The following is a 12176-nucleotide window of genomic DNA, read 5'->3' as shown; positions in this document are numbered from 1 at the left end:
CATTGCTTTACAGAAATTGTTTTACAAAAATGGCGATGCAATCTCAGGCGGAGGGTGGGATGATACCCGCCTTCAAAAGCCCGGCCGGAGACATTTGTCCCGACACTGGCGTCAGTTCAGGTATACTGTCTGGCCACGAATTCATAGTTATACAATCTCATTCACCCCAGGGGGAAAACTTGCAGGGTAAAGCACTCCAGGATTTTGTTATCGACAAAATTGATGACCTGAAAGGTCAGGACATCATCGCTATCGACGTTAAGGGTAAATCCAGCATCACCGACTGCATGATTATCTGCACCGGTACTTCAACGCGTCATGTTGTTTCGATTGCCGACCACGTTGTTCAGGAATCGCGTGCAGCAGGCCTGTTACCGCTTGGCGTTGAAGGTGAAGCGACCGCTGACTGGGTGGTTGTCGATCTCGGCGATGTGATTGTCCATGTCATGCAGGAAGAGAGCCGTCGCCTGTATGAGCTGGAAAAACTCTGGGGTTAATGCGTGAAGTTGCAACTGGTCGCCGTCGGCACCAAAATGCCGGACTGGGTACAAACCGGTTTTACTGAATATCTGCGTCGTTTTCCAAAAGACATGCCGTTCGAACTGGTGGAAATTCCCGCCGGGAAGCGCGGCAAGAACGCCGATATCAAACGTATTCTCGATAAAGAGGGAGAGCTGATGCTGGCTGCCGCAGGCAAAAACCGCATCGTCACCCTCGATATTCCAGGTAAACCCTGGGATACGCCGCAGCTGGCGCACGAACTGGAGCGCTGGAAGCAGGATGGTCGTGACGTCAGTCTGTTGATTGGCGGGCCTGAAGGGTTATCTCCTGCCTGCAAAGCGGCGGCAGAACAAAGTTGGTCTCTCTCCGCGCTGACGCTTCCCCACCCGCTCGTTCGGGTACTGGTGGCAGAAAGCCTGTATCGCGCGTGGAGCATTACTACCAACCACCCATATCACCGCGAGTAGTGACTGACCAGGGTAGATTAAGCAGCGGATGAAACTACAGAATTCTTTTCGCGACTATACGGCTGAGTCCGCGCTGTTTGTGCGCCGGGCGCTGGTCGCCTTTACGGGGATTTTGCTGCTTACCGGCGTGCTGATCGCCAACCTCTATAATCTGCAAATTGTCCGCTTTACCGATTATCAGACGCGTTCAAACGAAAACCGTATCAAGCTGGTGCCCATCGCGCCCAGCCGCGGCATTATCTACGACCGTAACGGCACTCCGCTGGCGTTAAACCGCACCATTTATCAAATCGAAATGATGCCGGAAAAAGTCGATAATGTGCAGGATACGCTTGAAGCGCTAAAAGGCGTTGTCGATCTGACCGACGATGATATCGCCGCGTTCAAAAAAGAGCGTGCCCGCTCCCACCGTTTCACCTCAATCCCGGTTAAAACGAACCTGACGGAAGTCCAGGTGGCCCGCTTTGCCGTGAACCAGTATCGTTTTCCCGGCGTGGAAGTGAAAGGTTACAAGCGTCGCTACTACCCTTACGGTTCCGCGCTGACGCATGTCATTGGTTACGTTTCCAAGATCAACGATAAAGACGTTGAACGCCTCGATAAAGACGGCAAACTGGCGAACTACGCGGCGACGCACGATATCGGTAAGCTGGGGATCGAACGCTACTACGAAGATGTCCTGCACGGGCAGACCGGCTATGAAGAGGTTGAAGTTAACAACCGTGGCCGCGTCATTCGCCAGCTCAAAGAAGTGCCACCGCAGGCGGGGCATGACGTCTACCTGACGCTCGACCTCAAGCTGCAGCAGTATATTGAAACCCTACTGGCGGGCAGCCGTGCTGCCGTTGTCGTCACCGATCCGCGTTCCGGCGGCATTCTGGCGATGGTGTCCATGCCAAGCTACGACCCGAACCTCTTTGTCGATGGTATCTCCAGCAAAGACTATTCCGGTCTGCTCAATGACCCGAATACGCCGCTGGTGAACCGCGCCACACAAGGGGTTTACCCGCCAGCGTCAACGGTAAAACCGTACGTGGCGGTCTCTGCGCTGAGCGCGGGCGTCATCAACCGCAATACCAGTCTGTTTGACCCGGGCTGGTGGCAATTACCAGGCTCTGAAAAACGCTACCGCGACTGGAAAAAATGGGGTCATGGTCACCTTAACGTTACCAAATCGCTGGAAGAGTCTGCGGATACCTTCTTCTACCAGGTTGCGTATGACATGGGCATTGACCGCCTGTCAGAGTGGATGAGCAAATTCGGTTACGGGCATTACACCGGCGTTGACCTTTCAGAAGAACGTTCCGGTAACATGCCAACCCGTGAGTGGAAGCTGAAGCGCTTTAAGAAGCCGTGGTATCAGGGTGATACCATTCCGGTGGGTATAGGTCAGGGCTACTGGACGGCGACCCCGATTCAGATGAACAAAGCGATGATGATCCTCATCAACGATGGCGTAGTGAAAGTTCCGCACCTGCTGCAAAGTACGGTTGAAGACGGCAAAAAAGTGCCGTGGATCCAGCCGCATGAAGCCCCGGTGGGTGACATTCATTCCGGTTACTGGGAAATTGCCAAAGACGGTATGTACGGCGTGGCGAACCGTCCGAACGGGACCGCACATAAGTATTTCGCCGGCACACCGTATAAAGTGGCCGCCAAATCCGGTACTGCGCAGGTCTTCGGTCTGAAAGCCAATGAAACCTATAACGCGCACCGTATTGCTGAACGTCTGCGTGACCATAAGCTGATGACGGCCTTTGCCCCTTATGATAACCCGCAGGTTGCGGTGGCGATGATTCTGGAAAACGGCGGCGCAGGTCCGGCCGTGGGGACCATCATGCGCCAGATCCTCGACCACATTATGCTGGGTGATAACAACACCGAACTGCCGGCTGAAAACCCGGCCGCCGCTGCGGCGGAGGACCAATAATCATGACGGATAATCCAAATAAAAAATCGCTGTGGGATAAAATCCACATCGACCCAGCCATGCTGCTGATCCTGCTGGCTCTGCTGGTTTACAGCGCCCTGGTTATCTGGAGCGCCAGCGGCCAGGACATCGGCATGATGGAGCGCAAAATCGGCCAGATCGCGATGGGTCTGGTCATTATGGTGGTCATGGCGCAGATCCCGCCGCGGGTCTACGAAGGCTGGGCACCGTATCTGTACATATTCTGTATTGTGCTGCTGGTTGCGGTAGATGCCTTTGGGGCCATCTCTAAAGGCGCACAGCGCTGGCTGGATCTGGGCGTTGTCCGCTTCCAGCCCTCTGAAATAGCCAAAATAGCGGTTCCCTTGATGGTGGCGCGTTTTATTAACCGTGACGTCTGCCCGCCTTCGCTGAAAAATACCGCCATTGCGCTGGTGCTGATTTTCCTGCCGACGCTGCTGGTTGCGGCGCAGCCTGACCTCGGCACCTCGATTCTTATCGCCCTCTCCGGCCTGTTTGTCCTGTTCCTGTCGGGTTTAAGCTGGCGTCTGATTGGCATTGCAGTCGTGCTGGTGGCAGCATTCATCCCGATTCTCTGGTTCTTCCTGATGCATGATTACCAGCGACAACGCGTCATGATGCTGCTCGATCCGGAAACCGATCCGCTGGGTGCGGGCTATCATATTATTCAGTCCAAGATTGCGATCGGTTCCGGCGGCCTGCGCGGTAAAGGCTGGCTGCACGGCACCCAGTCCCAGCTGGAGTTCTTACCGGAACGCCACACCGACTTTATCTTTGCGGTTCTGGCGGAAGAGCTGGGCCTGGTTGGCATCCTGATTCTGCTGGCGCTGTATGTGCTGTTGATCATGCGAGGGCTGTGGATCGCCGCGCGTGCGCAAACCACCTTTGGCCGCGTGATGGCAGGCGGGTTGATGCTGATTTTATTCGTTTATGTCTTCGTAAATATTGGTATGGTGAGTGGTATTCTGCCGGTTGTTGGCGTCCCGCTCCCGCTGGTGAGCTACGGAGGCTCGGCACTGATCGTGTTGATGGCCGGGTTTGGTATCGTAATGTCGATCCATACCCACAGAAAAATGTTGTCAAAAAGCGTATAAAAATAAGGGGATCGGAATGCGTAAGCAGTGGCTGGGGATCTGCATTGCGGCAAGTTTACTTGCGGCCTGCACAAGTGATGATGGTCAGCAACAGGCAACCGTCGCGCCGCCGCAGCCTGCGGTTTGTAATGGCCCGATCGTTGAAATCAGCGGTGCCGATCCCGTTTATGAACCGCTCAATGCCAGCGCGAATCAGGATTACGAGCGCGACGGCAAAAGCTACAAAATTGTTCAGGATCCCTCCCGTTTTAGCCAGGCTGGCTTTGCCGCCATTTATGATGCCGAGCCAGGCAGCAACCTGACGGCGACCGGCGAAGCGTTCGATCCGATGCAACTGACGGCGGCTCACCCGACCCTGCCTGTCCCGAGCTACGCCCGTATCACCAACCTGGCGAATGGTCGTATGATCGTGGTACGCATTAACGATCGTGGTCCCTACGGTAACGACCGGGTGATCTCCCTGTCACGCGCGGCTGCAGACCGCCTGAACACCTCGAACAATACCAAAGTCCGTATTGACCCGATTATCGTGGCGCAGGATGGCACCCTCTCCGGGCCAGGTACCGCGTGTACGACGGTGGCGAAACAGACTTACGCCCTTCCCGACCGCCCGAACCTGGACGGCGGCATGGGAAGCGTCTCTTCTCCGGCAGAGCCTTCTCAGCCAGCAGGAGAAGTGCGCCCAATCAGCAATGATACGCTGCAGAGCGAAGACACGACGGGTGCGCCGGTAAAGAGTAGCGGCTTCCTGGGCGCGCCGACAACGTTAGCCACCGGCGTGCTGGAAGGCAGCGAACCAACGCCAGCACCGGCTCCTGTTGCCGCTCCTGCCACAGAGCCTGCGCCCGTAACGGCTCCGGCGACGGCGCAAAGCACACCGGTTGCGGCTCCAGCGGCGGCCAGTGGCGGCTTTGTGGTTCAGGTTGGGGCGGTAAGCGATCAGGCCCGTGCGCAGCAGTATCAACAGCGTCTGAGCCAGCAGTTTGGTGTTCCGGGACGCGTTGCGCAAAACGGCGCAGTATGGCGTATTCAGATGGGGCCGTTTGCCAGCAAATCGCAGGCAGCGTCTCTGCAGCAGCGCCTGCAAAATGAAGCCCAACTACAATCATTTATCGCTGTTGCGAAATAATGAACTGGCGGCATCCAAAGTGTCAATTTGTGTAAAACACATTCACAAACTCATGCTTAAAGTCGGATGCCTGCCTGAATAGCATTTGCTATAGTAAGGCACTTTTTTTAATTCCATCACGGATGTCGTTGTTCTGACCATGAAGACCACTTTTTCTGCTCGTTTTGTGCAGCGCATGGCGCTGACCACGGCCCTTTGCGCAACTGCTCTCTCTGCAGCTCACGCCGATGACCTGAATATCAAGACCATGATCCCTGGCGTTCCGCAAATCGACGCGGAATCGTATATCCTGATCGACTACAACTCTGGCAAAGTGCTGGCTGAACAGAATGCCGACGCCCGCCGCGATCCGGCCAGCCTGACCAAAATGATGACCAGCTACGTTATCGGCCAGGCCATGAAAGCAGGGAAGTTCAAAGAAACGGATCTGGTCACCATCGGTAACGATGCGTGGGCAACCGGCAACCCGGTATTTAAAGGTTCATCATTGATGTTCCTGAAACCGGGCATGCAGGTTCCTGTTTCTCAGCTGATCCGTGGTATTAACCTGCAATCCGGTAACGATGCGTGCGTGGCAATGGCCGATTTCGCCGCAGGAAGCCAGGATGCCTTCGTCGGTCTGATGAACAGCTACGTCACCGCGCTGGGTCTGAAGAACAGCCATTTCCAGACCGTACATGGTCTGGACGCAGATGGTCAGTACAGCTCCGCACGTGATATGGCGTTGATTGGTCAGGCGCTGATCCGTGACGTGCCGAACGAATACTCCATCTATAAAGAGAAAGAGTTCACCTTCAACGGTATCCGTCAGACCAACCGTAACGGCCTGCTGTGGGATAACAGCCTGAACGTTGACGGCATCAAAACTGGCCATACCGATAAAGCTGGCTACAACCTGGTTGCTTCTGCCACCGAAGGCCAGATGCGTCTGATCTCTGCCGTGATGGGCGGTCGTACCTTCAAAGGTCGTGAGACAGAAAGCAAGAAACTGCTGACCTGGGGCTTCCGTTTCTTCGAAACCGTGAACCCGCTGAAAGCCGGTAAAGAGTTTGCTTCTGAGCCAGTCTGGTTCGGTGATAACGACCGTGCTTCCCTTGGCGTGGATAAAGATCTGTACCTGACCATTCCTCGTGGTCGCATGAAAGATCTGAAAGCCAGCTACGTACTGAACACCACTGAGCTGCACGCGCCACTGCAGAAAAACCAGGTGGTGGGCACCATCAACTTCCAGCTGGATGGTAAAACCATCGATCAGCGTCCGCTGGTTGTTCTGCAAGAAATCCCGGAAGGCAATTTCTTCGGCAAAATCATTGATTACATTAAATTGATGTTCCATCACTGGTTTGGCTAAAAATTGAACACTTGAAAGTGTGATTTTGATCCCCATATACTAGATATCCTGATAACTCCCACCTGTCGTGGGAGTTATTCTTTTTGACGTTACGCCGGAGCTGACATGAAAACCAAACTTAACGAACTGCTTGAATTCCCTACCCCGTTTACCTACAAAGTAATGGGTCTGGCGAAACCTGAGCTGGTTGATCAGGTGGTTGAAGTGGTACAGCGCCATGCGCCGGGTGACTACTCTCCGTCAGTAAAACCAAGCAGCAAGGGCAACTACCACTCGGTATCCATTACCATTACCGCAACCCACATTGAGCAGGTTGAGACGCTGTACGAAGAGCTCGGCAATATCGAAATTGTTCGTATGGTGCTGTAGTCCCTCTGCGGTTACCCGGTTTGCCGGGTAACCCGCCTCCCCGCTTGTGATATACTCTCCCTCACCTTTTGTCCCTCGTCTTCGGAGACGTCCTTTTGTATCAGGATAAAATTCTTGTCCGTCATCTCGGGCTGCAACCTTACGAGCCTGTCTCCCAGGCCATGCATGATTTCACCGATTCACGCGATGACACCACCCCTGATGAGATCTGGCTGGTTGAACACCTGCCGGTATTTACGCAGGGACAGGCGGGAAAAGCGGAACATTTATTGATGACGGGTGATATCCCGGTAATTCAAAGCGATCGCGGTGGGCAGGTCACGTACCACGGGCCCGGGCAGCAGGTGATGTACGTTCTGCTGAACCTGAAGCGCAGAAAGCTCGGCGTTCGCGAACTGGTTACCCTGCTGGAACAAACCGTGGTTAACACGCTGGCGGAATACGGTATTGAAGCCCATCCGCGTGCCGATGCGCCGGGCGTCTATGTGGGAGAAAGTAAGATTTGCTCACTGGGGCTGCGTATCCGCAAAGGCTGCTCCTTCCACGGGCTGGCACTGAATATTAATATGGATCTTACCCCTTTCCAGCGCATAAACCCCTGCGGCTACGCCGGAATGGAGATGACGCAAATGTGCCAGTGGGTTGAAAGCGCAACGCCCGAGAATATTCGTCCTGTGCTTTTGAAGAACGTTTTAGCCCTACTTAACAATCCATCTTACGAATATATCACTGCTTAATATATCATGCATCATGGCTCGATTATTTGACGGGCCACTGTTTATTTACCGCTTTTACGCTTTACAATAATCCGCTTATTCTATATTTTCGAAGCGCCCGAATATTACCGCTACATATTATTTAGCCTCCAGCCAGAACTGCATACAGGGCGTAAGTAACTTGCGTGATAATCACACAACTGTTTGTTTTTGATAAACAAGTGAAACAAAACCAACACTTTACGAATCTCTACAAGCATAATAAATAAATTCAACTATCATTCATAATGTGAATGTATACGGAGTGAAAGCGTGGAGTATAATAATTTACCAGCCAAACGACTGAATGACCCAGGTGGTGAGGACAAGCCACAAATTTTTCGGACTTTACGTAATATTGATCTCAATTTGTTGACTATTTTTGAGGCAGTATATGTCCATAAGGGTATCGTTAATGCTGCGAAAATTCTTAATCTCACGCCTTCAGCAATAAGCCAGTCAATTCAAAAACTGCGCGCTATATTTCCCGACCCGTTATTTATTCGTAAGGGCCAGGGGGTTACGCCGACGGCCTACGCCACCCATCTGCATGAGTACATCAGCCAGGGGCTGGAGTCGATTCTGGGTGCGCTGGATTTAACCGGCAGCTATGACAAACAGAGAACCATTACTATCGGCTGCACCCCGTCTGTCGGCGTGCTGGTGATGCCCGCTATTTTTCAGGCGATAAAAGAGCATGTTCCCCAGCTCCTGCTGCGAAATGTGCCACTCAACGAGCCTGATATTCAGCTTGCTCAGTTTCAGACCGACCTGATTATAGAAAGCGGCAGCTTTAGCGCCCGAGCGCTCGGACAACATGTCCTGTATGCGGATAACCTGGTGCTGGTATGCCGCCAGCAGCATCCCGCCCTGAGCGGGCCGTTGACCATTGAAAATCTGCGTAACTACGATCATTCGTCTTTCATGACCGAAGGACAGTCCAACCATGCGCTGCGTCAGCGAATCGATGAGATATTCCCGGAACGCCAGATCAGCTTCAGTAGTTACAATATGTTCACCACTGCCTCCCTGATTGGCAGCAGCGACATGCTCTGCATCATGCCTTCGCGTCTGTATACCTTGTTGCGTAAATGTTGGCCGCTGGAGAGCATTCCTCTCAACCAGCTCAATGCGGAATCTATCGAGATTTCACTGCATTACAACAAACTCAGCTTGCGCGATCCGGTACTGGAAAACGTTATCCGCGTCATCCGCCAGGCTTTCTGACAGGTTGATACAGCACAAGCCCCTGCCCCCTGCCGGGCAAAACGCACAAAACAACAACTATTTTACAAATTGGCGACCTGGCAGGCTGCTTTACCGACCGTTTCAATGATATACTGCCTGTCGTTCGTTCAAAAATAGTTGATAAATACAACATTCCCTTGAATAGAAACGCTTTCCTTCGATATTCGCAACTGGAACACGCACGCTATGAGTAAACCCATTGTGATGGAACGCGGTGTTAAATACCGCGATGCCGATAAAATGGCCCTTATCCCGGTTAAAAACGTGGCTACAGAGCGCGAAGCGCTGTTAAGAAAACCGGAATGGATGAAAATCAAACTTCCGGCTGACTCTTCGCGTATCCAGGGGATCAAAGCGGCGATGCGCAAGAACGGCCTTCACTCCGTCTGTGAAGAAGCCTCTTGCCCGAACCTTGCTGAATGTTTCAATCACGGTACCGCGACGTTTATGATTCTGGGTGCCATCTGTACCCGCCGCTGCCCGTTCTGCGATGTGGCTCATGGCCGCCCGGTAGCACCCGACGCCAACGAACCTCAGAAACTGGCGCAGACCATCGCCGATATGGCGCTGCGTTATGTCGTTATTACCTCCGTTGACCGTGACGATCTGCGTGATGGCGGTGCTCAGCACTTCGCTGACTGCATTACCGCTATTCGTGAGAAAAGCCCGAACATCAAAATTGAGACGCTGGTTCCAGACTTCCGCGGCCGTATGGATCGCGCGCTGGACATCCTGACCGCGACGCCACCAGACGTGTTTAACCACAACCTGGAGAACGTGCCACGTCTCTACCGTCAGGTACGTCCTGGTGCGGACTATAACTGGTCTCTGAAGCTGCTGGAGCGTTTTAAAGAAGCGCATCCCCATATTCCCACCAAGTCAGGCCTGATGGTTGGTCTCGGTGAAACGAATGCTGAGATCATCGAAGTGATGCGCGATCTGCGCCGCCACGGTGTGACCATGCTGACGCTGGGACAGTATCTGCAGCCAAGCCGCCACCACCTGCCCGTGCAGCGCTACGTGAGCCCGGATGAGTTTGATGAGATGAAAGCCGAAGCGATGGCGATGGGCTTTACCCACGCAGCCTGCGGCCCATTTGTTCGCTCCTCTTACCATGCCGATATGCAGGCAAAAGGCGAAGAAGTGAAATAAGACTGTAATATTCACTTACAGTAATACAAAAAAACCGGCCTCTTGAGCCGGTTTTTTTTCGCAAGCCCTCAGGCATTGCCGTTACTCTTTGTGAGAAAGCTTCTCTGCCGGGATGTCACCCTCGGCGCTTTTCTTCGCAGCCGCATCATCGTCGTTCATTGCTTTCTTAAAGCCTTTGATGGCGGCACCCAGGTCACCACCCAGCGTGCGTAACTTCTTGGTACCAAACAGCAGGACGACCAGTGCGGCAACCACCAGCAGTTTGGTAATACTAATCTCACCCATAGATACCTTCTTTACATAAACCAGGCTGCATTCAGCGCCAAAAACCTGATTGTATTAACGGTCATTTGACGCGTGCACACAATAGCAATCTGTAACAAGGTGAATCAAGCATTGTTGAAAAAAACATCACAATAATTGCGGTGGCGCAAACCGACGGTTGCGAAGAACCGGTAATTGCTGCCGTGCAAGCGTAATCCTCTCCCGCTGTAACTCTGTCATCAGCAAAACCGGGGCTTCCGCCGCAGCGGCTATCGTAACACCCAGCGGATCCACCACCCTGCTCTGCCCAATGTTCTTATTGCCGCACTCCCCCGAGGCCACAACATAACAGGTAGTATCCAGCGCACGCGCTGTAAGGAGCGTTGCCCAGTGCTGCTCTTTAAGCGGCCCCTTGACCCACGCGGCAGGCACTACCAGCACGTCAGCCCCCTTTAACGCGAGCGTAAGTGCCAGCTCAGGAAAACGCAGGTCGTAGCAGGTCATCAACCCAATCTTAAAGCCATCGACATCAAGCAGCGGTGGGATGCTGTCTCCCGGATCCACCCGCCGTGATTCCTGAATGCTGAAGGCATCATAAAGATGGAGTTTGGCATAGCGCGCAACGATCGCGCCGTCCCGGATGGCCACGAGCGTATTTACCGCCCGTCCCGCCGTCGAGGGGACATGCACCGTAAAGAGGGTGGTCAAACCATTGCCCGCGCTTTCCGCCAGCAGGTGCTGTAAAAATCCGCCGTCCAGGGGCTGGGCAGACTTCACCGACAGGTCCGGGTCGTTGTCATCTCTTGCCAGCAGCGCCTCCGGCAGCACCAGCAAGGAAGCTTCTTTCAGGCAGGCCTGCCTCATCAGAGAGACACATTTATCTGCATTCTCTTGCCAGTCAGGCGTAACCGCAAACTGTCCTACAGCAACATACATATTTGTCCCCTCAGCAAAAACCGCGTTAAACTCGCCACTCTTACACATCAAATAGCAGGTATTTACAGTGTTACAACTACTTTTAGCCGTTTTTATTGGTGGGGGTACGGGTAGCGTTGCGCGGTGGTTCTTGAGTATGCGTTTTAATCCCCTGCATCAGGCTATTCCAATGGGTACGCTGGCGGCTAACCTGATAGGTGCTTTCATTATTGGCGTGGGGCTGGCCTGGTTTAACCGTATGACGCATATCGATCCCGTGTGGAAGCTATTGATTACCACCGGCTTTTGCGGCGGTTTAACCACCTTCTCAACGTTCTCGGCGGAAGTGGTTTTCCTGTTTCAGGAAGGGCGTGTCGGCTGGGCGCTGATGAACATTGCGATTAATATGCTCGGCTCCTTTGCGATGACGGGGATCGCATTCTGGCTATTTTCTTCCGCCACGACGCACTAACAGACGCTGCGTTAATGTTGGCTTAATTTTTCTCTGTCACTCTGAACGCAATACTGAACGAGGGTGACAGAATGAAACAGAACCTGATGAGCGCAGGTGTGGTGTTGTTGAGCGTGCTGATCGTTGCCAGCTTCCTCAAAATGTATCTGCTTAGCTGATTCAACGCGAAAAAAAACCCGCTCAGTGAGCGGGTTTTGAAATTCTTGCTGACGCGTCTGAATTACAGAGCGATTACGTTAGCAGCAGAAGGGCCTTTGGCACCGTTAGTGATTTCGAACTCTACACGCTGACCTTCAGCCAGAGTTTTGAAACCATTAGACTGGATTGCAGAGAAGTGTACGAACACGTCTTTGCTGCCATCTTCAGGAGTAATGAAACCGAATCCTTTGGACTCATTAAACCACTTAACGTTACCTTTAATCTTAGACATCAAAATTACCTTTACATTAAAAAACGACACAAATGCTGTGTCGGGTACCAGTACATCAATTGTGGGACCTTTTGTCCA

14 protein-coding genes are annotated in these 12176 nt (G+C 53.1%); 11 read left to right on the top strand and 3 right to left on the bottom strand.

Annotated features, from left to right (window positions below; genetic code table 11):
• Positions 1-179: 179 nt before the first annotated feature.
• The 10 genes from rsfS (at position 180) to lipA (ending at position 10017) form a co-directional block, all read left to right on the top strand.
• Positions 180-497, top strand: coding sequence for a ribosome silencing factor (rsfS, locus tag HV340_RS05980; protein ID WP_003858696.1), 318 nt, complete (start codon positions 180-182; stop codon positions 495-497).
• A 3-nt stretch (positions 498-500) separates the two neighbouring features.
• A complete protein-coding gene (gene rlmH / locus HV340_RS05975) occupies positions 501-968 on the top strand; it encodes a 23S rRNA (pseudouridine(1915)-N(3))-methyltransferase RlmH (RefSeq protein WP_003858701.1) in 468 nt (155 codons plus the stop codon).
• A 28-nt stretch (positions 969-996) separates the two neighbouring features.
• On the top strand, positions 997-2898 hold the full coding sequence (gene mrdA, locus HV340_RS05970) for a peptidoglycan DD-transpeptidase MrdA (RefSeq protein WP_014169119.1): 1902 nt from the start codon (positions 997-999) through the stop codon (positions 2896-2898).
• 2 nt (positions 2899-2900) lie between these two features.
• Entirely contained in the window at positions 2901-4013 is a 1113-nt protein-coding gene (mrdB, locus tag HV340_RS05965; protein ID WP_014169118.1) for a peptidoglycan glycosyltransferase MrdB, read from the top strand.
• Positions 4014-4029: 16 nt separating this feature from the next.
• Complete coding sequence (gene rlpA, locus HV340_RS05960; RefSeq protein WP_025204674.1) at positions 4030-5142, top strand: endolytic peptidoglycan transglycosylase RlpA; 1113 nt, start codon at positions 4030-4032, stop codon at positions 5140-5142.
• Positions 5143-5281: 139 nt separating this feature from the next.
• Positions 5282-6493: a D-alanyl-D-alanine carboxypeptidase DacA gene (gene dacA / locus HV340_RS05955; protein WP_014169116.1), complete on the top strand. Its 1212-nt coding sequence runs from the start codon at positions 5282-5284 to the stop codon at positions 6491-6493.
• A gap of 105 nt (positions 6494-6598) precedes the next feature.
• On the top strand, positions 6599-6862 hold the full coding sequence (ybeD, locus tag HV340_RS05950) for a DUF493 family protein YbeD (protein ID WP_003858718.1): 264 nt from the start codon (positions 6599-6601) through the stop codon (positions 6860-6862).
• Positions 6863-6957: 95 nt separating this feature from the next.
• Positions 6958-7599, top strand: coding sequence for a lipoyl(octanoyl) transferase LipB (lipB, locus tag HV340_RS05945; protein ID WP_047743938.1), 642 nt, complete (start codon positions 6958-6960; stop codon positions 7597-7599).
• Positions 7600-7890: 291 nt separating this feature from the next.
• A complete protein-coding gene (locus HV340_RS05940) occupies positions 7891-8844 on the top strand; it encodes a YbeF family transcriptional regulator (RefSeq protein WP_020885001.1) in 954 nt (317 codons plus the stop codon).
• Between the two features lie 207 nt (positions 8845-9051).
• Positions 9052-10017, top strand: a complete 966-nt coding sequence (lipA, locus tag HV340_RS05935; protein WP_014169113.1) for a lipoyl synthase — start codon at positions 9052-9054, stop codon at positions 10015-10017.
• Positions 10018-10098: 81 nt separating this feature from the next.
• Here lipA and tatE read toward each other — a convergent pair whose 3' ends face one another.
• Both tatE and HV340_RS05925 read right to left on the bottom strand, forming a co-directional pair.
• On the bottom strand, positions 10099-10302 hold the full coding sequence (tatE, locus tag HV340_RS05930) for a twin-arginine translocase subunit TatE (protein WP_014169112.1): 204 nt from the start codon (positions 10300-10302) through the stop codon (positions 10099-10101).
• Positions 10303-10428: 126 nt separating this feature from the next.
• Positions 10429-11217 (bottom strand): deaminated glutathione amidase, encoded by a 789-nt coding sequence (locus HV340_RS05925; protein WP_059306343.1) that lies wholly within the window; start codon positions 11215-11217, stop codon positions 10429-10431.
• Between the two features lie 67 nt (positions 11218-11284).
• Between HV340_RS05925 and crcB the strand changes: the two genes are divergently transcribed.
• Positions 11285-11668: a fluoride efflux transporter CrcB gene (gene crcB, locus HV340_RS05920; RefSeq protein WP_014169110.1), complete on the top strand. Its 384-nt coding sequence runs from the start codon at positions 11285-11287 to the stop codon at positions 11666-11668.
• A 220-nt stretch (positions 11669-11888) separates the two neighbouring features.
• Here the strand turns inward: crcB and cspE are convergent, their stop codons facing one another.
• Complete coding sequence (gene cspE / locus HV340_RS05915; protein ID WP_002439184.1) at positions 11889-12098, bottom strand: transcription antiterminator/RNA stability regulator CspE; 210 nt, start codon at positions 12096-12098, stop codon at positions 11889-11891.
• Between the last annotated feature and the right edge of the window lie 78 nt (positions 12099-12176).

Source organism: Enterobacter sp. RHBSTW-00975 (assembly GCF_013615235.1).
Lineage (GTDB): Bacteria > Pseudomonadota > Gammaproteobacteria > Enterobacterales > Enterobacteriaceae > Enterobacter > Enterobacter ludwigii.
The sequence above is the reverse complement of the archived record's forward strand: the minus strand, read 5'-3'. Positions and strand labels throughout refer to the sequence as shown.